13 protein-coding genes are annotated in these 23,392 nt (G+C 60.2%); 3 read left to right on the top strand and 10 right to left on the bottom strand.

All coding sequences use genetic code 11. The features are described from left to right. The first annotated feature begins 119 nt into the window (after positions 1–119). Entirely contained in the window at positions 120–311 is a 192-nt protein-coding gene (locus BEK68_RS18240; RefSeq protein ID WP_004635868.1) for a hypothetical protein, read from the top strand. 261 nt (positions 312–572) lie between these two features. Here BEK68_RS18240 and BEK68_RS18235 read toward each other — a convergent pair whose 3' ends face one another. The 5 genes from BEK68_RS18235 to BEK68_RS18225 all read right to left on the bottom strand — a co-directional run bounded on the left by BEK68_RS18235 (position 573) and on the right by BEK68_RS18225 (position 15,460). Further along, positions 573–2,264, bottom strand: coding sequence for a ShlB/FhaC/HecB family hemolysin secretion/activation protein (locus BEK68_RS18235; RefSeq protein WP_009239338.1), 1,692 nt, complete (start codon positions 2,262–2,264; stop codon positions 573–575). A gap of 69 nt (positions 2,265–2,333) precedes the next feature. Further along, positions 2,334–2,846, bottom strand: coding sequence for a hypothetical protein (locus BEK68_RS25095; RefSeq protein ID WP_025574456.1), 513 nt, complete (start codon positions 2,844–2,846; stop codon positions 2,334–2,336). Positions 2,847–2,931: 85 nt separating this feature from the next. Next, a complete protein-coding gene (locus BEK68_RS25565) occupies positions 2,932–3,384 on the bottom strand; it encodes a hypothetical protein (protein WP_139111367.1) in 453 nt (150 codons plus the stop codon). A 1-nt stretch (position 3,385) separates the two neighbouring features. After that, positions 3,386–13,492 carry a hemagglutinin repeat-containing protein gene (locus tag BEK68_RS18230; RefSeq protein ID WP_009239340.1) on the bottom strand — a complete coding sequence of 3,369 codons (10,107 nt, stop codon included), beginning with the start codon at positions 13,490–13,492 and terminating at the stop codon, positions 3,386–3,388. A 1,008-nt stretch (positions 13,493–14,500) separates the two neighbouring features. Beyond that, the gene (locus BEK68_RS18225) at positions 14,501–15,460 is read right to left on the bottom strand and encodes a fimbrial protein (RefSeq protein WP_009239342.1); all 960 of its coding nucleotides are present in this window, start codon (positions 15,458–15,460) and stop codon (positions 14,501–14,503) included. A 275-nt stretch (positions 15,461–15,735) separates the two neighbouring features. On the opposite strand from BEK68_RS18225, the gene BEK68_RS18220 reads away from it, so the two are divergent. Beyond that, positions 15,736–15,948: a hypothetical protein gene (locus tag BEK68_RS18220; protein ID WP_009277208.1), complete on the top strand. Its 213-nt coding sequence runs from the start codon at positions 15,736–15,738 to the stop codon at positions 15,946–15,948. A 113-nt stretch (positions 15,949–16,061) separates the two neighbouring features. Here BEK68_RS18220 and BEK68_RS18215 read toward each other — a convergent pair whose 3' ends face one another. Further along, positions 16,062–16,430, bottom strand: a complete 369-nt coding sequence (locus BEK68_RS18215) for a hypothetical protein (protein WP_009239343.1) — start codon at positions 16,428–16,430, stop codon at positions 16,062–16,064. 335 nt (positions 16,431–16,765) lie between these two features. Continuing rightward, positions 16,766–16,915 (bottom strand): hypothetical protein, encoded by a 150-nt coding sequence (locus BEK68_RS25815; RefSeq protein ID WP_157042457.1) that lies wholly within the window; start codon positions 16,913–16,915, stop codon positions 16,766–16,768. A 435-nt stretch (positions 16,916–17,350) separates the two neighbouring features. Between BEK68_RS25815 and BEK68_RS18210 the strand changes: the two genes are divergently transcribed. Further along, the gene (locus BEK68_RS18210; protein WP_009239344.1) at positions 17,351–17,761 is read left to right on the top strand and encodes a hypothetical protein; all 411 of its coding nucleotides are present in this window, start codon (positions 17,351–17,353) and stop codon (positions 17,759–17,761) included. A 191-nt stretch (positions 17,762–17,952) separates the two neighbouring features. Here BEK68_RS18210 and BEK68_RS25560 read toward each other — a convergent pair whose 3' ends face one another. The 3 genes from BEK68_RS25560 to gyrB form a co-directional block, all read right to left on the bottom strand. After that, entirely contained in the window at positions 17,953–18,342 is a 390-nt protein-coding gene (locus tag BEK68_RS25560; RefSeq protein ID WP_139111366.1) for a hypothetical protein, read from the bottom strand. Between the two features lie 49 nt (positions 18,343–18,391). Continuing rightward, positions 18,392–20,524 (bottom strand): HsdM family class I SAM-dependent methyltransferase, encoded by a 2,133-nt coding sequence (locus tag BEK68_RS18205; RefSeq protein WP_009239345.1) that lies wholly within the window; start codon positions 20,522–20,524, stop codon positions 18,392–18,394. A gap of 314 nt (positions 20,525–20,838) precedes the next feature. Continuing rightward, on the bottom strand, positions 20,839–23,367 hold the full coding sequence (gyrB, locus tag BEK68_RS18200; RefSeq protein WP_009239346.1) for a DNA topoisomerase (ATP-hydrolyzing) subunit B: 2,529 nt from the start codon (positions 23,365–23,367) through the stop codon (positions 20,839–20,841). Positions 23,368–23,392: the final 25 nt, after the last annotated feature.

Raw genomic sequence — 23,392 nt, 5'->3', positions numbered from 1 at the left:
TGTGTGGGCGATGAGGGAGCGGCGCGCTCCAACTAGCCTTGCACCAGTGGCAGGGTGGCGCGGCTATATTGCTTCACCAGAAACGTGACCTCGATGGCCGACGTAGACAACTCAGGCGCATGGCGACAACTCCGACCTTCTACCCCTACAGCCCGGAGCCGCATCGGGGCATCGCGCAGTCAACGCCCGTTGCGCAGGATGTCATCAAGCTGGCGATCGACGCCGATGAGGCGGAAGCGTGGTTCTCAGAAACGCATGCGTGCCAACGGCTGCGGGAATTGTTTCCGGCAGCCATCGCGTTTTTTGTTTGAGGATGACTACCTGGGCGAGAAGCAAAAAGCGTCGATCGAACAGGAGCTGGCGCCCGCGAAGGTGACGTGGGAGCCCGGGTATCGGATTGATGGGCGTCACGGGCGTTGCTCGTCCGCACGCGGCTGGGAATTGTTTAACGTACGACAAGAACAGCGTTACCCAGTTGCACACCGACGCTAGCGCTGCTCGCTCTGTTGCGGCTATCGCCCTTATGCAGCGCGCAGCCGCAACCCATTGATGCTCCTCGATGAAGCTGGAAGCTAAAACTCCACGCCAACCTGCGCCATCACTGCTGGCTGTTGGCTGCGGAAGCCGGCTGGTCTGTACAACGGCCAACCAAACGACACGTCGTAGTTGAAGGCCATGTAGGGCCCGGATGGCACGCGCCCTCGCACACCAACGACGGCACCCACCAACTTGTCGCCGAGCAGAAATTCCGCACTGGGGCCGTGCACCTTGCCCATATCGACCCCGGCATAGATGGCCTGTCCTGCAACGCGCCATGCCAGTTCATTGCGCCAGAACCATCCGTCTTCAGCCGCCAGCGTCAATTGACCGTCGAAGCCGCGCACGGTGTAGCGGTTACCGATGGTGAAGTAGTCGCTGGGCAGCACACGTGTGCGAGCGTGCTGGATAGACCAGTTGCTCGTGTACTCGAACATCTGGTTAGCCAGCTTGAACGGCCAATACAGGCTTGCGTTGGCCGTTTCAACTTGTGAGCGCCCGCCGTAGCCAGGGTCACCGACCACCACGCCCGGCACGTTGGAATGGTCGGGCAGCGTCTCTCGCCACGCAAACCCGCCATCGAGCACCACCGGGCCGAGATAATGGCGATGCGACATCGACGCCTCATAGCCCACGACGTCACGACGCTGGACCGCAATCTCCGTGTCTTCCAGGTAGTTGCGGTTGATTTTGCGGAAGAGCTTGAACTGGGCGCCGGTGCGCGACGTCGCGTCGCGATGCAGCACGCCACTGATGCCGGCATTCACCTCCGAGCTATTGCCGCTGTAGACGATGGGCTCCTCGAAACCCGCCACCGTCTGGTTGTAGCGCGAGCGATTGGCGCCGACGAAGAGCGTGGCATAGCCGACCGGCACGCTCCAGTTGATGGAATAGGAACGCGTGCCTGCTGCGGTCGAACCGCGGTCTGTATTGGACGACGCTGAAATCGACAGTTGGTCGTAGAGGTGCAGCGGCGAGTCGATGACCAGCGAGCCGCTCATCTGGTACTTGCCGGTCGACTTCAAGCCCGTGTTATCCGCTGACAGCGATGCGTGCCAGCGCTTGTCAGTACCCGGCTTGAGCACGATGTCAGATTCACCGACGCGCTCGCCAGGAACGATGTCAAAGCTTGTCTGCGACTGACCCGGCAGGCGGCGAATGCTTTCCAGCGCCTGGTCCAAGTCGCGCTGGTTCAACAAATCTCCGGGGCCAGCGAGCAACACCATCCGTGCCCAGCCGATGTTGTTATCCGAGGCATTTCGGATGGCCCCAATGCGCCCCGCCAACACCTTGAGTTGCAACGTACCGCCAGCCAAGTTCTGCTTCGGGATCAGGACCCGCGAAGTGACGTAGCCCCGCTCAATCAGCGCGTTGTTTGCCTGCAGCTCGATCGCCTCCAGCCCCTGCTTGCCGACACACTGGCCATTGACGGGCTTGAGCAGGTCGGGCAACCACCAGAAGACGTTGTCCTCCAACGTGATGCCGTTGATTTGGAAGCATGGCGTTTCCTTCGGCAGCGCGGACAGCGAAATCACCTGCGCGGGTGCGGGTGGCGTGAAGACATCCGGGCGGGCGTTGGCACGCTCGCGCGCCTGCTCGGCTTGCTGCTCTTGCAAGCGCTGCACGTCGGGACCAGGGCCGGTGAGGGGTGCAGGCGCGACTTGCGCGAAAACAGAAGAAGTCATGCCGCTCGCTAGCAGCGTGCGCAATAGAAACGTTGTCCGCATCACTCAACAAGAAATTGGGGGAGTAAAGACGCCAACTATGAGCGCCTCCAATGGGGAAATACCCCCGAATCAATCAACTTTCCTAAGCGCTACGTCGCTTATTCTCTCTCGGTAGTCCAGAACAAATGACATCCTGTATCCTCCAGGCGCGACCGTCATCTGTCTTGCGGGGCCTAGCAAGCCACCAGACGGCTTTGGAGGATAGTTCTCCCCGTCAGGACGCTGTGCTATCCAGATATATGGGAACTCACTGGTGAAGACGGGGAACGAGAATTTTCCGCACTTAATCCCAGCGGCACCCGAACTTAGTTCGCAGGAGTGCGGGCTGAAGACATCAACCTGTTTGCTATCCCGGTAGTAGAACTTAAAGATTGGCTTTCCGATGGAACTCCGCGAGATTTCCACTGCGCTGACACCTCGTGCCAGTCTCTCGGCATCCGTCACTTCATATCTTCCATACAGCGACTCCAATTGCGATACCTCGCCAGTAAGCTCGGTGTCGTGCTGTCTTATTTCAGAGCCTCCACTCGCACAGCCGGCCAACCAGCCGCATACCAACATCGACAGAATTATCTTTTTCATTTCTATTTAAAATCCATTACTCCATGACCATCATTAAAATTCGCGTCGATGGCGCGACAAATTGAAAAATAAGCGGAATAAAATTTCACCGCAATTTATTGCCATCTTTCGGCTTTCCGCATCGTGATAGCGAGAGGCTGCTGAACTCAAAATCCACAACCACTACACTTGATTTTTCGCCGATGTTCTCCGCTGACCTAAGTGTCGCCATAGTTCCGTTCTTGCAGTAGGCCTGCCGCTTATCTGGCAGCGTTGACCAACCGTTCAGTTTCATTGTTTCGCCCAAATCAGAATACGCATCAGGTCCATATCCATGAGCCGGCAATCTCGCGGTGAGCCAAACTCCGCCTGGCTTTACCAAGCGTCCTTCCTCGCTTTTTCCAATGCTATGACCAAGGATGCGTTCAATTTCGGCAACAATGATGGCAGCGTGTTTTTTTGCTTGTGCCTCGTCAACTGCGTAACCACCCATGAATCGGCTGACCGCCACAAGTGATATGGCAATTGCTCCAGCTGCCAGGTAATGTTTGAAATTCATTTCAGTTCTTGTAGCCAGGTACAGTGAACCAATGAGAAGCCCCTCCCGCACCTCCGCCCGCTCCCGTTGATGGAGTTCTGCCGCTGCCAAGTCCGACGCCGAACTCCACGGCCGTAAGCCCGCCGGAAGAATGTGTGATTCCACCGCACAGGCCCGTGTAGCAAAGAGAGCCGCTACCGGATAGCCCGTCCAAAAAGGAACCAATGGTTGTACCGCGGGTGCTCCAATCGATGTTTGGTATCTGGCCATACATCACGGAGAAGCCCCAGCCCGCTGGGGCCCCTTTCGTTGGGCCACCGTAGACATCACCCGTCACATTGTTGAGTGAAACTGACCCTCCGCCGTAGGGTGTCGAGATGCTTGCGGTGACATAGTCGACTCTCAACCCTCCACCGTATCCAATCCCCGCATTGCAGTTTGCAGCCCCCGCTGTGCAAGGCGCGACACTAGCAGTGCTATCGGCAGGCGCGCCGTTGATGGTTCCGTTCCTACCGTACTGCGAGATGCCCGTGGTGGCGGCAAGGGAGTCCGTGAGCTTGGCAACCGTTCCGTACTGGAAATACCCTTGAGTCTGTTGGTCTTTGACCCAGGAAATCTCCTTGCTGAGAGATTGAGCATCCTGGTCGCTCACAAAGGCTGCCTTATAAAGAGGACTTCCTTCTGGGAACTGTGCCCAACATTGAACCGCATAGCAGCCGGCCTTAGTTAGACGGTCACTCGCTGACGCATCGCCATGAGATGCGGCTCGAATCAGTTCCTTCTCGTCATAGTCCAGCATTCGGTTGAAGCGGTCGACGTTGTAACCGGCGACCGCCCCAGCATTCCCTCCAGCCGTCCCGCCCAGCGCCGTAGCCACAGCGTTGGATACGATGTTACCGAGAGCTTGGTCGACATCGCTGTTTCCTGTTGGCTTTGAATCCTTGACAGTAGCAGCAAGCTCGTTGAGCTTACCTGCCGCGAGTGAGGTAACGCCTGCGCCCGCTGCTGCAGCCAGAGCATTGCCACCGCCCAGCCCGCCGACGATAGCCGCGCCAGCAGCCTGCATGCCCGCCCGGGCCCAGCCGCCTTCCTTCCACGCTTCCACCCCGGCCGCGTCGCCAGCCGCGTCCGCCGCCGCCTTTTTTGCATCCGCGTACGAACCGATGTCCCTCGCGATGGCTGCGCCTGCCGCCTGCGCTGCCGCCATAGTGTCGGCTTGGTTGTTCAGCAGGTTCTGTAGATCAGGCGCCTTTCTGACGGTGCCGTTCGTGTTGGTTGTATCGCGGCTCAGGCTGGCGATGTCTTGTTTTTGCTTGTCCTGATTGCTAATCGTGATGGTGCCTTGCGAGACAGCACTGCGAGTCGTCGCATTCTCACTGCCGCTGTCGTTCTGGGACAGCATCGGTGCGCCACCTGCAACGCTCTTGCCAGATGTCTGGTTGTAAGTGCTTCCGCCGTTACCCATGGAGCCGCCCAGGCTGAAACCGCTGCTGCTCGCGTTGTAGTCCGAATGGTTCTGAACATCCGAGAACGTAAGCGTGCCCGTGGTCACCTGATTCTTGTCGGGTGTTGCGGTACTGGCGATGACCGCGCCCTTGAGGTCCGTGTTGCCTTTGACGTTGATGTCAAAGCCACCGGCACCGGCCTGGATGCCAGACTGCTCGTTCACGCCCGCGTAGTTGCCGCTGGCGTTACCGTTGCTATGACTGAAGCTACCGCTGGCACCACCTTGGCTGATGCTGAAGCCACCACCTGAGCTTTCCTGGTGGGCAGCGCTACGGCTGGAGTCCTGTGTGCTGGCAAGATTCAGGTTGCCACCAATATCCGCGAGAACCTTGTTGGCGTTCACATTCGCGCCAACGATATTGGTATCACCGCCGCTAACGATAGTCAGAGTGTCGCTGGCATTGATGTGCGAGTTGTTCTGCGTCTGGGCGTCCGAGTTTGCATCACCGTGCGCCTTCGACATCGACGCCGACACGCCAAAACCGCCGGTGCCGTAAGAGACACCGATGCTCGCACTCTTGGATTCGTTGGTGCTACGCGTGCTGTCCGTATCCGTGCTGCCCTTCAGGTTGACCTGATTATTGGCTTGCAACATCACGTTCTTCGCGTTGATGTCGGAACCGACAATGTTGATATTCCCGCTACCCGGCGTCCCGTCGCCCGTTGCAACGAACGCCGTCGCACCCCCAGCCTTGATGCTGCTGCCTTTGTTCTGCGTGCTGTCTTCTGTGAACGTTGTCTTACTCGACGAAGAGCCCCAGCTCAGCTCCACCTTAGCCTCTGGCTTCTTACCATCAGCCAATGCACCCGCCGCGCCCTTCGCTGCTCCAAAGACATCGCCAAGACCGTCAACCGCGGCAATCGCGTGCAATGTAGAGGCACGACTGCTCTGGCTGTTACCAGATGCCTCAGCCTGCTGCTGAACGTTCTGGATGGCGTCAATGACTGGCGACTTGATTGCCAGCGTGAAGCCTGAACTTTTGATTTCGTGGGTCTCGTCGTGGTGGTGGTCGGTAGTCGCCGCGTCGATGGTTACGTTCTGGGCAACGCCCGTGACGTTCTGTGCTGCCACGACATCAGAGCCGGTGATATGCAGGTCTTTGCCGGCCTGCATGTGAACGCTGCCGTCCGTGCTGCCCACCAAGCTGCCTTGCGAGCCGCGCACCGTATCGTTGGTCGTATCAGTCGTTTGGTGGGTGCCATAAGAGATGCCGGCGCCCGCGCTTCCCAAGCCCGACTTCTTAACGTCCCTGAAGTGAGATTCGCTGGTTGCCGTATCTGCAGTCGTGATGGTCAGGTTGTTACCGGCTGCCAGATTCACGTCGCCCGTGCCAGCGATGGTCGCTGCCTTCGCCGTTAGGTCACGGCCCGCAGCCGCGGTCACCGTGTCGCCAGACAGTGTGGTGCCCACAGCGTTGGTCTGACCCGCCGAATCAATGGTGTGCGTGGTCTTGGACGACAGGAAGCCAGTTTCCTTCTGATAGTGCTCGTCACGAACGTCTTGATGGCTCTGGCCGGCGTTGAGGTTCACATCCCGCCCCGCAGCCACCTGGATGCCGCCCGCCGTGGCGTTAGCGTACGCGGCCGTAGCGTTCACATCCTGGCCCGCACCGATAGCGAGGTTCCCGCCGGTCTGGATCTGCGTCCCCGCATCCGCATACGAAGAACGGTCCGAGCGGTTCTTATCCCCCCACACGACATGTTCTTCGTTCGACTGCCGCACCGCCGTCAGGTTGACATCGCGGTTGGCGGTGATGGTGGCATTGCCCGTCGTGTTGATGGCAACCGCCGCCAAGTTGGCATCACGACCTGCCTGGATGGACAGCGCACCGGCATCGATGCTCGCCACCTGATTGATGTTCGTACCGGTGGTGGTGATGTTCTTCGTTTGGACCGTCGTGCTGGTCAGGTTCACATCCCGGCCGGCAGACAGCAACACCTGGTCGCCCTGGATATGGCCGCCGAGGTTATTGATGTCTTGCGTGGCTTGCGCCAGCAGCGTGCTGCCCGCCAGCGTGCCGGTGTTGACGATGTTGTCAGCGGTGACCACCGTCACGTTGCGGCTGGCGATTGTGCCGGTGTTCGTCGCGTCGCCCTTGGCGTTGAAGCTGACGTTGCTGCCCGCCATCAACGTGCCGCCACCGGTGATGTCGGTGTCCTTGGCGCGCAGATAGACCTGCGGCACCAGCACATCCTGCTTGCTGCCGTCGGCCAGCGTCACGGTCTGCTTGACCATCCAGACGATGTCGCTGGTGAGCTGCGCCATCTGGGCTTCGGTCAGTGCCGTGCCAACGTTCAGGCCAAACGCCTTCCCTGCAGCGGTGCCGTTTGCCAGCAGTGCCTTGTACTCATCTTCGTTGCTGGTGTAGTCGCCAACAAAGCGCTGGCCCGTGGCGCGGATGATTTGCTGCTGAATAAGCTGCTGCTCATAGAAGCCATCGCCGATGCGCTTGAGCGTGGCACCCGGGTCATTGCGGAACTGCGACAGCATGGTGTCGCTCGATGTCCACTGCCGGAAGTTGGTAAAGCGCGGGTCGGTTTCGACCAGCACGCTGCTGCCCGGGTCGCTGATGATGCGGTAGAGGGCATTGTTCGGCAGCGTCAGGTTCGGCACCACGGTACGGATGACCACGTTGCCGGGCAGCGTCACAGAGGTGGTCGCGGCACTGACGGAGCCGCCAGCAGGTGTGGCAATGGACGCCGTCTGAATATGCATGACCCCGCTGTTGGGCACCGTCACCGATGCACTGCCAGGCTGCACCGTGTCGCCGCCAATAGCCTTGTAGTCCGCAACGGCCGCGCCGCCGCCATTACCCAGGCCCGCCTTGGTCGACACCGCAACGGATTTGACCGTGGGCTGGCTATTCGGACCGGAGCCGTTGGTGGGGCTCACATCCAGCTGGTAGTTGGTCTGGATGGTCTGCCCTTGCCATGGGCTGGTGTTGTACTGGCGGTGGTCGGACGAGAATGCGCCCCCCCCGCCGACGTAGGTGTATTGCGCAGTTCCGCTCGTCGTGACGGTTTGCGTACCCTGCATCCCAACGTTGACTGGTCGGGTGCCAATCACGTTGCTGCCCGTCAGGTCGCCACCGGCCACCATCTGGCTGGCCACGTTGTTCACCACGCCGGCATTCAACGTCATGTTGCCGCCGGATGTAATCATCCCCGGGTCGCTTTGCGTGACCACCGTGCGGGTAATCTGCTGCGTGCCGTCGTAGATGGTGAAGCTCTCGACTTGCCGGTTGCGAAGGTCCTGGTTGAACGCGGTGATGGCGTTGTTCAGCACCTGGTATTGCGCAACGGCAGCGTCATGCCGCTGCTGCCAGGCGGTCAGGTCTGCTTGATACTGCGCGTACTGCTGATAGGTGCTCGGGTCTGGCTGCGTGCCAATTTCCTGCGGCGGCGCGATGCCAAATACACCCCAGATGGTGTCCGTGGTCTTGTAGAGGAACTGTTCCGGATAGCTCGACACCGTGCAGGAATCCGCGCTGCAGGGCGTCTCCGGCACATAGGCCACGGTGGGCTGACGCCCATCGTTGGTGTAGTTAAACGGGGGCCCGAAGCGATTGAACGGATATTGCGTGGACGGCAGCACCATGACGCCCAGACGCGAGTCGCCCAGCCACTGCCAATCCGTCCCAGGCGCGCTGGTACCCGGGCCCGTCTGCATAAACATGACTGTGGTCGGGTCGATGTCCTGCGTCGACCCATTCAGCCGATACGACACGACATGCGTACCCGGCGACGTCTGGTTTGTCGTCGCGAAGTGATTGTTCTGGTTGTTGATTTGCGCGGCCGCAATCGTCAGGTTGCCGTCGGCGTTGATGGTGGCCGAACCGTTGACGACATTCTGGGCTGAGCCAGTCGCGTGGTTGCTCGCGTCGAGCGCCCCGCCAACACGCATGTTGCCAATCGCGTAGATAAGCGCATGCTCCTGGTTGTTGAGCGTCTGCACACCCAGGTCCATGTCGCCACGGCTGGCGATGACGCCCGCCACGCCACTGCCGTTGACGGTGTTCGTTAGCGTGTTGGCAGCAATCGAGACCGAATCCCCGTACAGACGGCCCGTGTTGACGACGTTGTTCGCCCGCACGACGGTCGCGCCACCGTCGATAAGGCCGTCGTTGGACAGCGCGCCCTGCGCTGTCAGCGTGTTCGATACGGTGCCAATCAGTTGGCCGCTCTGCGTGTTGGTGATGTTGTTGGCCGACACCGCGAGGTTGCGGCCGGCGGACATCGTGCCCGAGTTGGTGACGTTGCCGGTGGTCGTCACCGACACGTCTTGCCCGGCAGCCAGCGTGCCGCTGTTGTTGTAGTCGGACTGCAGGTTCAGAGACACACTGCCTTGCGACTGCACCGTGCCGTCGCCGCTCATCTGGCCAGCCGTCACACCCACGCTCTTGGTGCCGTTCAGGTTGCCCTGGGTGTTCGTCAATGCAGCGGTCGCCTTGGCACCCACCGTGCCTGCCGATTGGATCGAGCCCTGCGTGTTGTTGATCGACGGTGCCGTGAGCTGCGTGTTGAGGTCGGAGCGGATGGCACCAGCTGTGTTGTCGAGCGACGTCGTGGCGGTGAGCGCTACATTTGCGCCCTCCATGCCGGTCGTGGCCGTATTGGTGTTCTTGTTGAGCAGGTTGGCACCGGATACCGTCAGCGTGCCACCGGAGTGCATCAGGCCGGCGGAGTTGTCGACCGTCGCGCCATTCACCGTCACATCGCTGTTGGAGGCGACCTGACCGCCGGCGTTGGTGAGGGTGCCGGTATTGACCGTCAGCGCACCGTTGGAAACCAGCTTGCCCTGGTCGTTGGTCAAGGTCTGGCTCTGCACGTCCAGCGTGGTGTTCGCTGAAATCGTGCCTTGCTGGTTTGTCAGCGTGTTGGCGTTGACCGAGACTGCGTTGCCGATCACCGCGCCTTTGGTATTGGCCAGCGATTGGCTGTGGGTTGCCAGTGTCGTACCCGCCTGCATCACGCCGCCGTTGGCGTTCGTGATGGCGCCCGCTGTTGCATCGAGCGCGGCCGTAGACGCGATGGCACCGCCGGTGTTGTCCAGCGCCCCTGTGCCGGTGTTGACCGTCACATTGCGACCGGACACCGTGCCGCCCTGGTTGCCCAGGCTTGCCGCCTGAAGCTGAATATCTTGCGTGGCGAGGAGCTTGCCGCCGGCATTGGCGACGTTGCCCGTGCTGGTGAGGGTGAGCCCACCCTGGCCGGAGCCGAGGATGCCACCGGCGGTGTTGTCCAGACTGGCTACCGTGGCGTGCACATCGCCAGTCGCGGCCAGCGTGCCGCCCTGGTTGGTGACCGCGCCGGCGGTCAGCTGCAACGCATTGGCAGCGGACACCTTGCCTGCCGTGTTGTCGAGTGCGCCCGACCCCGTGTTGAGGGTGACGTTCTGACCCGAGACCGTACCCGCCTGGTTGCCCATGCTGGTTGCCGCGAGCGTGACATCTTGAGCAGCGAGCAGCTTGCCGCCCGCGTTGCCGATATTGCCCGTGCTGGTGACGTTGAGGGCGCCAGCGCTGGAACCCAGTACGCCCGAGGTGTTATCAAGGCGCGCCACGTTTGCTGTGACATTGCCCGCACCGGCCAGCGTGCCAAGTTGGTTCACCAAGCTGCCGGCTGTTACGTTGGCCACGCCCGAGGCGGACACCGTACCGCTGGTGTTGTCGACCGCGCCCGACCCGGTGTTGACCGTGAGGTTGCGCGCAGAGATGGTGCCGGCCTGGTTGCCAAGGGACGCCGCATTGAGCGTCGCATCCTGACCGGCAATGAGCTTGCCGTATGCGCTGGCGATATTGCCGGTGCTGTTGATGACGAGGTTGTTACCGCTGGAGCCAAGTGCGCCACCGGTGTTGTCCACGCTCGCCACGGTGGCGGTCATGTCCGCGGCAGAAGCGAGCGTGCCGCCCCGGTTGACGAGGCTGCCCGCCGTCACGTCTGCCGTGCCGGAGGCGGAGACTTGCCCATTGGTGTTGTCGACCGTGCCAGCGCCTGCGTTCACCAACAGGTTGCGCGCCGAGATGGCGCCACCCTGGTTGCTCAAGCTGGCGGCGTTGAATGTGGCGTCTTGTGCGGCAATCAGCTTGCCGTTCGTGCTCGTGACGGCACCGCTGCTGTCCACCTTCAGATTGCCGGTGCTGGAACCCAGCACGCCCGACGTGTTGTCCAGGCTCGCGACGGTCGCGTGCACGTTGCCGTTGGCGGCAAGCGTGCCGCTCTGGTTGATCAAGCTGCCAGCCTGAACGTTGGCCACGCCCGATGCCGACACCGTGCCATTGGTGTTGTCGATGGCCCCCGCTCCGGCGTTGAGCGACAGATTGCGACCAGAGACGGTGCCCGCCTGATTGCCGATCGTCGCGGCATTCAGGGTGACATCCTGTGCAGCGACAAGCTTGCCGCCACTCGCGTTGGCAATCGAACCCGTGCTGTTGACGATCAGGTTGCCGGTGTTGGAGCCGAGCGCACCGCCAGTGTTGTCCACGCTGGCCACCGTCGCGGTGACATCGCCGGTAGCGGCGAGCGTGCCACCACGGTTGACGAGGTTGCCGCCCTGGATGTTGGCCGTACCCGAGGCGGCCATCGAGCCGCCCGTGTTGTCGATGGCGCCCGTGCCCGTATTGAGGGAAAGATTACGCGCCGAGATTGCACCGGCCTGATTTCCCAGGCTCGTGCCCGCAAGCGTCACATCCTGCGCTGCGACCAACTTGCCGCCCGCGTTCGTGATGGCGCCGCTGCTGTTGACGTTCAAGGTGCCACTGCCGGAGCCGAGCACACCTGAGGTGTTGTCCAGGCTGGCCACGTGGGCAGACACATTGCCGGCGGCTGCAAGCGTGCCGCCTTGGTTGACAAGGCTACCGGCCGTAACGTTTGCCGTGCCCGCGGCGGAAACCGTACCGCCGGTGTTGTCTACCGCGCCAGTCCCTGTGTTGAGCGACAGGTTCTGAGCCGACACCGTGCCACCCTGGTTGCCCAAGCTGCCGCCAGTGATGGAGACGTCTTGCGCAGCAACCAGTTTGCCCTTGGCATTGGTGATGTCACCCGTAGCGTTAACGGCGAGGCTGCCGCTATTGGAGCCCAGTGCTCCGGAGGTGTTGTCCAGCGAGCCAGTGGTGATGCTCGTGTTGCCGGTGGAAGCCAGCAGACCACCCTGGTTGACGACGCGCTGAGCGCCAACCTGCAGCGTGGTGTTGGACGAGAGGCTGCCGGCTGTGTTGTCCAACGTGCCGCCGGCCTGAACGGTTACGCTGCCGCCCGAAATGGTCGCGCTGCGCGTGGCCACATCGCCCGTGGCGGACAGCGAGACCGTGCCTTGCGTGGCGACGTTGCCGTTGCTGGCGTCAATGCTTGCACCGGTCACGCCAATGCTCTGACCGGCCAGCAGATTGCCGCTGTTGCGCACTGCGCCTGTTGCATTCAATGCCACTGCCCCCGGCTGCGTGACATTGCCGTTCGTATCGACACCCGCGCCGATCGTGCCGCTATTGGTGACTTGCGGGCCGGTGATGGTGGCGTTGCCGCCGGCAACCACGGTGCCGCTGTTGGTCGTGCTGCCAGACACCGTCACGTTGCCAGGGCTGGTGATCACGCCCTGGTTGTTGATGTTGGGTGCCGAGATGTTGGCATCCGCCGCGCTTTGCACGCGGCCGGTCGGCGTGATGGTGACATCGCCATTGGCCGCCAGGCTCAGGCTGCCGGTGAGCGCAGCGAGGTTGCCGCCGATGTTGACGCCCAGCCCTTGCTCGGTGCCGATCAACCGCGTGGCGCCACCGCCGTACATGCTGCCCAGCTGGCCAACGTCGATGGCGACCTGCGGTGCCGCGCCCACGCCCGCAATCGCGGTTGGCGTGACGCTGCCGTAGTCGACGCTATTGGCACCCGCTACCGCATTGAGACGTTCAGCCCACACTTGACCATTGATGGCCATGGCGCGAGACAGCAAATCAAGCTGCGCGCCGCGCGCATCAAGGCCTGCGCCGTTGACCGTAATTTGACCTTGTTGGACCGAGATGCTCGAGATGTTGCCCAGCGCATCGAAGTTGGGCGTGCCGGTGGTGAGCGTGACCCGAGGCGCCTGGATGAACGAACAACCGGCACACGTGATGCCCGCGGGGTTGGCAACGATGAGGCTGGCTTGGTTGCCTGCGATTTCTGTGGGGCCTGCCAGCACGGACGGATTGCCGCTGGTCACCTGGTTCAGGATGACGCGCGCCGCGCTGTTGCCCAGGAATGGGTTGCCCTGCACCCAGCCCGCGATTTGCGTCTGAGAATTCTGACCACTGTTGTTGAGCACAACGCCGGCCTGGCCCACGTTGTAGTTCGTGAACGCGTTGGAACTGACGCCAGCAGCCGAAGGCGCATTGATGTTCACCACCGGCGTGCCATTTGCCGCCACCCCCACGACGGGGTGGGGACCAGGAACATTGCGGTCTGGTGTAAGTGATTGCGCATTCAGGCCTGGCGCTGCCAGCGCGGCCACCGTACTCAACGTCAGCGCAGATGCCCGGCGGCTGGCGCGGCTTCCCGTGTCACGCCCCTTGCCTGTGCTTCTGGCCGTTTCCTCCACGGCAACCAGCATGCCGCGCACGGCGTTGAAGACAGTTCGATAACACTTGGCGTTCATGATGTTTCTCTACTGGCAATGGAGACGGCAAGTGCCTGCTGACGACCGGGCGCGATCGCAAGCAGGCGAGGAAAGACGACGACAGGCAAGCCGCTCGCACTGGAGCGGCAAGATCGTTTCACTTCAGGGAAGAGGCAGGTCAGCGTATGCGCCGACGGAAGACACGCCGAGCGGATGTCCAGCGCCTTGAAGACACACGGCGGCGCGCCTGAGATGTCGTCTCATGCGAAAGCACTCCCTGCCCCGTCTGAAATGGAACAACCCCGACGGCCTCACTCGACTGACGGAGGGAGTGCCTTTTGCTGTTTGCGCGGATGATAATCGAAAGGACCAGCTCGAAGATTAACAACCGTAAATTCGATGCAAATGCGCGACGTTCAATGATATTTACATCTGCATTCGGTGATATTGAATTCAGATTAATTGAGACTTTGCAGCGCGATTCCGGCAGTGGCATCGGTGAAAACGTCAGCCGATCGCGGGTAGTTCGCGCTTGGGCCACCTCGGGCTGGGCACCCCTACCATCTCCATGCCCCCACCCCGCGACTTGGGGATGGCGGCGGCAATGCCTGCCGCCTACTGTTGCCGTGCGCGCTCTGCGCGACCACAGGGAGGGATGCATGAAGCGAGTGATTGCACTGCTGACCATACTGACCGCCGCATGGGCGCATGCTAGCGACAGCGTAAAGCCGGTGAGCCCGGGCACGAAGTCAGGGACATCAACCTCGGGAAACAAGTCCGGTGGTGGCGGCGACTCCGGGGGACGCACATCTGGTGGCGGCACAGACAGCGGCGGCAAAGCGCACGACCCCGCCACACGGGTGGACATCTCTGGAAATCGCCCGGAACGTCCTGGCGGCTACAACAGCAAAGGTGAAAGCCTCGAGCGACCAAAGGACAACGCTGGCCCCATCCGATCGGGCGGAGGCGGCGGCCCTGCGCTTGGGCCTAAGCCTAAGGAAACCAAGGACGGAAGCTGACAGCCGAGCGCATCCGCGCCGCCGTTCGTCACTGATACTCCATCAGCACCGACATGGCGCCATTCACAGTGCCGGGCGTGACCTTGGCTTCGGTCTGAACGTATGACACGCGCATCGGGATAGAAAACGAACCGCCGGTGTCTTTGCTGTAGGCATCGATTCTGTTCGACGTATCGAATGCAACAGGCGCCCCCGCACTGTCAGTTACCCTGATCCTCACGCCTTTGGCAGTCGATTCGGCGGAAAGCGGCAATACCCCCGCTGACGTCCCAACGGTGTCGCCCACCGGCTTGAGCCTGTAGAGAATCTTGTTGTATCCCTTCGGGCAGTCGTCAATGTTGATCTGGAAGCTACGCTCGCCAGCCGTTGCGCCAACACCAGTCAGGCGTCCCACGCGAGCGGGTTGCAGCTCTACGGTCCGACTGGGTACCGAGCAGCTTCCTTCGATTCTGGTCAGCCTCGTGTTAAGGCGGATGTAGTTATCGATCCTGTTGGTTCCCGACGTTGTCTTTGTGAAAAACCAGAACTGAATTGAATCGGCGGTTGTTCCGTTGCCCAACTCTGGGGAAGCGTCCCTCAGCAATTGAATTTCGATCGGCGAAGAAAATTTTATGGACGGTTGATTTTCATCCAGCCTTGTCTGTGGTTCCCCATTGACGAGGACTTGCATCCGCAAGCCTTTGATTTCTGTGATGACGGTCGGTCCGTTTGATACAAAGCCCGGTACGTCACCCGAGGCGACATTAACATGGCTAATAGGACGGAAATTCACCAACCTGCATGTGCCCTCGCCACATAACGTTTGAGGCGTCAAATAGGCTCTCGCCACAACGGTATTAGCCGCAACACCCCGGGGCAGTGAGAGTGCGGTAGGAAAAGGGCGGAAGTCTGCGCCGAAAGCGGACGTGGCCGCAGTCAAGCCCAGCGACGCCGCTACTGCCCGTTCCACCACGCGCATGGCTTTCAGATCCAGCCGGTGCATCTTCATTAGTCTCTCCTCCATATGCTCGGTAGTTTTGGAACCGCGTGCCTGGCGCATCGGCCTATTGCACGCTTCCTCCACCGAAATTTGGTACACGTTTCAGTCGTTACGGGATACCCAGGATGTGCCCGGCTATTGCAAACACAGCGCTACGTAGGTTCGCGCGATAACGGCTGGGCACATGGAGGTTGATTCTGTGTATCGAGGGATGTTGGCGGTATCAGACCAATCCTAAGACCGTAAGCGCCCGGTGAACCCGCCTTGCCAGTTAGATGGCCTAGGTGTCCAGCGATGCGGAATGGGTGTTGTTGATTCTTGAAGTACGTGTTCACGCACGGAATTTGCCGATCAACGACATGGCGGTGGCACATTGCCATGACGAGGCAGTGCGCAACGTCATTGAACCGATTTGCCCCCAGCGGGGGCACCGGGACCCCGAATACAAGAACCGGATGATCTTCGACCGGTTTCGGGAAACTGTGCTTGAAGAATGAGAGAGAGGTTGGAACGCCAATAGCGCCGCTGTGACGGCGGGCGCGGGAAGTGTCGGGCGTGATCTATAAAACCTTGGCATTCCCGCCCGTCACGGGAATGCGTCAATCTGTTGTTATTGGCTGTAGCCCCGCCGCTCTATGGCGGCCAATACATCCCACGCCTGCGGATCAACATCGCGGCCCCCAAGCGACATCGAAACGTACGCATCAATCGCATCCACAAAGCCTTTGATAAATGCCGGGGGGAATGCGTGCGCGGACAGATGTTGAAGCTGCTCGCGCAGCATGCCCGGGCGGCATTGGCCGTGTGAGCGCATGGCGGAGCGCGTGCGCTTGAGATACGCCTGCGCTGCGATGGCGCCGTTCAGGTAGGTGCGGTTTTTGGTGAGCGTACCTGTGTCGGATGACGTGGGCGCGTGGGTGGGTGGTTCGGGTGGAGATGGGTAAGACGCGGGGCGGTGCCCGCTTTGGTTGCTTGGCATGATGGCCTCTTTGGGGTTGCAGGAGGCTCACCACTCCGTCGCCAGACGAGGGTGGCAGGCCCGACGGCGGGGCTGGCGAACCGGTCCCCAAAGAAAACCGGCAGACCCGAAGGTCTCCCCACCCGGCCTGCCATAAAGCTAGCGCGAGCGTGTACGGACGCAACCGCATCAGCAGCTGTCCGTCTTCTTTGAGTGTTGCGCGGTCGGATCGCCAGACCCGGCTGCCGTTGGTGCGACAGCGGGCCAATTATAGCGATGGGGGCACCTTCCAAGTTCCGATTCTCTGCCCCGGGGCCCCTCGCCCCAAGGGCCGAGAGCGCACCGCGCATTTCGGCTCAATGCGTGCTGGGATCGAGCCTGCGCGAAGCAAGCTTGGGCTGTTGCGCCGCGTCGCCTTCCTTCAGCGCGCCGAGCGACGCAGTTTTAGATGCGTGCGTCGATGTCAAACATTCGATTTCGGCAACCTGGGAACGGAGCTCGGCCATCACACCGCCACCCACGGCCCTCAGAGGCACGAACTCGGCTCAAAAACATTCGATACATCGGAGCTCCGAGAGCCGTGCTTGGCCATCAAAGCCCCGACGCCGACGCGTTCGGACTGGCGCGCCACCGTCGGGGGTTCAAAGCCCGCTGTCGAAGCTCGAAAATTTCGAGCTTGACAGCGGAATACGAGTGTTTGGGGCTCGCGATCCGCCTGCAACGGTTCGAGATCGAATCCGAAGGCCCCGCCCTCGAGCAAGAGACATGCGTGCTCGGCGATTTGAGACCTGCGCTCCGACCTCGAACCTCTGCGCAGGGACGCCGCCGCCCTGGGTTCTGTCAAAAGTGGTGACTTGCCTTGATATCGGCCCCGTAGCAAACCAATCTCGCCCGGTCGTGCCAATTGACGCGACCTTGTTAATACGTAGAGAAGGAATGCAATGTCACAGAACCTGATTTTGAAGCTCGCGGGCCTGATCGATCTGTCGATCGAGCAGCGCATGACCATCACGAAGATGGGCGACAAATCGGAAGCGTTTTGCCGTAAGGCCGTTGAAGTGCTGGGCAACAACCCCGGCGTGCTTTCGGTGAACTACAGCCTGGCGGAAGTGAAGCGTGACTTGGCGGCGTTTGATGCACTGCGCCCTCGCGTCGTTCGAGTGGAGAAGCTACTTGAAAAGATGCACGACTCGCAGATGGCACTGGGTAGCGACTTGATGACGGCCTCGCTGGAGGGGTATGCGTATCTCAAGGTGGCTGGCAAAGGGGAGGCGTTGGATACGGCTCGGGCGGCGTTGTCGGTACGGTTTAGTCGGGGGGCGCGGAAGAAGGTGGAGGTTGCTACGGAGTAAGTTGATCGATAGTTGTTAGGAACCAAAGCCGCTCCTTGGGCGGCTTTGTTCGTGTTTATGCAATCGATTGTAGGCAACCAGGCCAAACGACGCGCCGCCGAAGACTAGTGTTGCGATGTGCGCATGGCCATTCACTCGTTGGTGCGACAACGCGCTCCGCGCTCAGTGACATCTACCGGTGACATCTTTCCTCAGATCGCACGCTTTACGGTCTTCCGGACAGACCCACCGTCGCCGTTCTCAAGTGCCATGTCAGGTGAGTGGTGGCGTGGAGCCCGCGTTACCCAGTTCTTAAGTCTTGGCGCGAGGAACCACCAGTATGGTTGTGCACGAACTGCTGCGACCATGAACTGGATATCGGGAACTCCTGGCCGTTTCTCGGGGAGCTCTACGAGCGTACGCCCCAACTTCGCGCGAAAGCACTTGCGATAGTAGGAAAATCGCCAACGCTCAGAATTCAACTGGGCCTGAATAAAAATAAGGGCCTCAACAGGAAGTGGCGCGCCGCCCTGCTCCCGAGCCACGGCTACTGCCACATCATCTTTTGCCCCAAATTCATAGGGGTGCAGTTTGGTGGTCAATGGACTCCCGTTGAACGCAATCGTAATTGCGTTTGCATACGCCATACGCCTAGGAATTTCGTAGAAACCGGCAATTCCATTGTTCCCATCCGCGCACGAGGCCACGGGAATACCCCCCTTCCAGCGAATTTAAATTGTGGTAGTCGCCCGCCTCGAGTTCAAACAAGGAATTTAAAGAATACTCACCGAATTTTGAATAGCGCTTTGGAAATTCCTCGGAGATCGGAGAAAGTCCCACCGCCGCATCCACGATACCTCCGGAGCCCACCGACGTGCTCTTGAGATCAAGAGATACGAGTGCAGCGATATTTTCCCTGACCTGCACATCCAATCGGGATTGCAACTCCTTGGAAGTGGGGACCTGACTGTCAAGATAGGCTTCAGGCGCAAGCTCCAGGATAGGGTCGCTTAGATCAAGGGGGGAGATCTTTATGCGTGCCGGCTCCCCTTCGATAGGCTCATCGGGATCTGCAATAAATGCCCGAAGCTTTGGTTTGAGGGCGTCCAGATCGTTCACGCCTGGCACTGGCAAGCGCTTACCTTTGGACTTCCGATAACCATCATTGACGACCCGCGCCCAAAGTACCGGCTGCTCAGCCCTGTGCGGCACACCTTTTCGGAGAATGATCGCCACCGCTTGTACAGCCACGGGGTAGAACAATTCCTCTGGCAGACTAACAACGGCAACTACGGAATGATGCTCAAGGAGCGGGCGTCTCCACGCTCCAGCGCTGCCGCCCTCCGAGACGACAGACATAGGAACGATGGCCAGCAAGAGAGCTCCATCCGCCATCGATTTCAGTGCAGTTTCCACAAACCGCCATTCATGCTCGTCCGACTTCTTTAAGGCGAATGGTGGATTCATAAAAACACGCGTAATCGGCTCCTCACCCAATTTGGGTTTCGCTTTCACATACTGCGCTGTTGCGTGACCGTCATTTGTGGATCGAGTAAGAAATCGATTAAAACAGTCTGCCTCTACTATGTTGTTCTTTCCATCGCCGCGAAAGATCATGTTGACGATAGCCAACGCGGCAACCGATGATTCCTGTTCGATACCAAACAAGCCAAATCTCTTGAATCTCTCAAGCGGCGCCCCCTTGGTTTTTGCTCGAACATGATCGAACGCCGCTACCAAGAAGCCTCCTGTCCCACAGGCCGGATCAAAAACCAGATCACTTGGAGAAACGCCAACTGCATCGACGGCGAACCGAGTAATGTGCCTGGGCGTCAAAACAATGCCTATTTCCTTGGCACCATTACCGTAGCGCAAGAAGACCTCGTAGAACTTACCCAGGACATCGGTCCCAGAATTCATAGCGGACTTGATGTTTAGGTCAAGCAGTTGCTGAATTGTTCTAACTATTGCTGCCTTATATTTGACGTGACTATCCGGATTTGTTGGTGGTTCAATTTTTACAAACGGGTGAAATTCCCGCTTCCCGTGACGACGAAGCGCGGAATCCGTACGATTGTTGATGTCACCAATAAGAACCGGCAAATCGCCCTCAAGATCAAGCGATGCGGTCTCCACCAGGGCTAACAGCAGCGCTGCCATAACTCGGGACCGATCATTCTTATTGATCCCACCGTTGTGGAGTGTCGCGTTGATTTGCTCTGCGGCTCGAAGAAACAGTTCTTCGTTAACCTGATAGTCAGCAATATCCGGACTACCCGAAATAAGTAGCGTTTCAACGGTACGCGGATCAAGTAGGCCTGTAGCCTCTACACCGTTAATCGTAACGCTCTCGTAACGACCGCGCACGAGCATCTTGGTGCGCACTTCGTAGCCAGACTCGTCGTTTCCAGCCACACCGCTTATGAGTACAGCTTTAATGCCTCGACCTTTGTTAATAGGTGCAGCATAGTCGTTCTCCGCCTCTTTGAGCGCTTGTCCCAAAGCGGCTTTCCGACTCTTAGCTTCAATCACCCATACCTTGGTTTCCGAGAGTTTTACGATATTCTCGGGACGCATTAATTTGAGTGCAGACTTTAAAACAGGATGTTCAAAACATTGGTTCTGCGTCCATACCTGTCCTTCGCTATAGCGTGAAGGATTTTTGACGACCCAGCCCACCTCTTTCAGGTTTTCTCGGATGAAGTGATACGCTTCGACCTCGCTTTGAGGCGAGGCTGCTACAAGTGGCTTTAGTTGGGAGCGAGCCCGCTTTCCGGTTGCCATTGTTCGACTATTTCCTAAGACAGTATAAAAGTTACGTGTTATCGCCTACACCCGCGGAATGTACCCGACATGTCGCATACCCACTAGTGTTAGTAGTAACCAATGCATGCCAGCACGGTTAGCACTCCGGCTCGCTCTTGCTTCCATCGCAGCAAGAGAGATCCCCACATCCAGATTTTCGCTGCATGAACAGCGAAAGCAGTTACTTCGACTACCCGCTTCAACTCCAGCCGGAAACGCCTCGTTGGTGCTGTGCAAAGCAAAACGCCGGGAAGTAACCCCCGGCGTTTTGTATCTATGCGCGGCTACACCCCTCAAACATCAATATTCCGCGCCACCAACGCATTGCTCTCAATGAAGTTCCGGCGCGGTTCCACGTCGTCGCCCATCAGCGTGGTGAAGATCTGGTCCGCGGCAATGGCGTCTTCAATCTGCACGCGCAGCAGGCGGCGCTGGGTGACGTCCATGGTGGTTTCCCACAGCTGCTCGGGGTTCATTTCGCCCAGGCCCTTGTAGCGCTGGCGGCTCACGCCGCGCTCGGCCTCGCTCAGCAGCCAGGTCATGGCGGCGTGGAAGTCGGCAACGTTCTGCTCGCGCACCTTGTCGCCGGTGCCGCGGCGCACCTTGGCGCCGTCGCCAATCAGGCCCTGGAAGGTGGCGGCGGTGCTTGAGAGCGCGGTGTAGTCGGCGCCGGCCACAAAGTCGGCGTCGATGTGGCTGAGGCGCTGGTTGCCGTGCTGGCGGCGGACGACCATGATGCGGTACTTCTCGGTCTTCTCGTCGTACTGCATGAAGGCGTCTGCGGTGGCGCCGCCGTTGGCGCTGCTGGCGTTGCCTTGCATTTCCAGCAGGCGGGCCTTGAGCGTGCGGGCGCTGGCTTCGGCTGCGGCTTCGTTGGACAAGTCCAGCGACACGCCTTCGGCAATGGCGCGCAGGGCGTCGGCGTCAATCACGCGAGACAGGCGCTCGATCACGCCGCGGCTGAGCTGGTACTGGCGTGCGAGTTCGGCCAGGGCGTCGCCGGCAATCTCGGTGCCGTCGGGGCGCACGAGCACGGCGGTGTCCAGCGCCTGGCGCACGAGGTAGGCGGCCATCTCGACATCGTCTTTGATGTAGCGCTCTTCCTTGCCGTGCTTGATCTTGTAGAGCGGCGGCTGGGCGATGTACACGTGGCCGCGCTCGATGATCTCGGGCATCTGGCGGTAGAAGAACGTGAGCAGCAGCGTGCGGATGTGCGAGCCGTCCACGTCAGCATCGGTCATGATGATGATGCGGTGGTAGCGCAGCTTGTCGAGGTTGTAGTCGTCTTTGCCAATGCCGGTGCCCATGGCGGTGATGAGCGTGAGCACTTCCTGGCTGGAGAGCATCTTGTCAAAGCGCGCGCGCTCGACGTTCAGGATCTTGCCCTTGAGCGGCAGGATTGCCTGGAACTTGCGGTCGCGGCCCTGCTTGGCCGATCCGCCTGCGGAGTCACCCTCGACGATGAAGAGTTCAGACAGCGCGGGGTCTTTCTCCTGGCAGTCGGCCAGCTTGCCGGGCAGGCCCATGCCGTCGAGCACGCCTTTGCGGCGCGTCATTTCGCGGGCCTTGCGGGCGGCTTCACGCGCGCGGGCAGCTTCAACGATCTTGCCGCAGATGATCTTGGCGTCGACGGGCGTTTCCAGCAGGAAGTCGCTCAGCGCCTTGGCGACGACTTCTTCCACCGGCAGGCGCACTTCCGACGAGACGAGCTTGTCCTTGGTCTGCGAGCTGAACTTGGGCTCGGGCACCTTGACGGACAGCACGCAGGTCAGGCCTTCGCGCATGTCGTCGCCCGAGGTGTCGACCTTGGCTTTCTTGGCGATCTCGTTGTCGGCGATGTACTTGTTGATGACGCGCGTCATGGCGGCGCGCAGGCCCGTGAGGTGGGTGCCGCCGTCACGCTGCGGGATGTTGTTGGTGAAGCAGAGCACCTGTTCGTTGTAGGCGTCGTTCCACTGCATTGACACTTCCACGGCCACGCCGTCTTTCTCGCCTGCGGCAAAGAAGATGGTGGGGTGCAGCACGGTCTTGTTCTTGTTGATGTACTCAACGAAGCCCTTCACGCCGCCCGAGAAGGCGAAGTCTTCTTCCTTGCCGGTGCGCTGATCGGTCAGCCGGATGTGCACGCCGTTGTTCAGGAACGAAAGCTCGCGAATGCGCTTGGAGAGGATCTCGTAGTGGTATTCGACGTTGGTGAAGATCTCTTCGTCGGCCAGGAAGTGCACTTCGGTGCCGCGCTTGTCGGTGGTGCCCAACACGCGCAGCGGCGAGACCTCCACCATCTGACCGTCCGGCCCTTGCACCGTTTCGATCAGGCGGTTTTGCGGAACGCCCTGTGCAAACTCGATGTAATGCACCTTGCCACCCTGGCGCACCGTCACCTTCATCCACTTCGACAGACCGTTCACGCACGACACGCCCACGCCGTGCAGGCCGCCCGACACCTTGTAGCTGTTCTGGTTGAACTTGCCACCGGCGTGCAGCTCGGTCATGGCGATCTCGGTCGCGCTGCGCTTGGGCTCGTGTTTGTCGTCAAACTTGATGCCGGTCGGGATGCCACGGCCGTTGTCGATCACGGAGATGGAGTTGTCCGTGTGGATGGTGACCTGGATCTCGGTGCAATGCCCGGCCAGTGCTTCGTCGATGGAATTGTCCAGCACCTCGAACACGAGGTGGTGCAGGCCGGTGCCATCCGAGGTGTCGCCGATGTACATGCCCGGCCGCTTGCGTACCGCCTCCAGGCCTTCCAGGATCTGGATCGAGGCGGCGTCATAGCTGTTGGCCTCGGCGGGGGTGGATTGCGGTTTCTGCTCTTCGGTCATGTCGTTCTGCTCGCTGCCATGGGCG

The sequence above is a fragment of the Ralstonia pickettii genome (assembly GCF_001699815.1).
Lineage (GTDB): Bacteria > Pseudomonadota > Gammaproteobacteria > Burkholderiales > Burkholderiaceae > Ralstonia > Ralstonia thomasii.
This window is presented reverse-complemented; position numbering and strand designations above follow the sequence as displayed.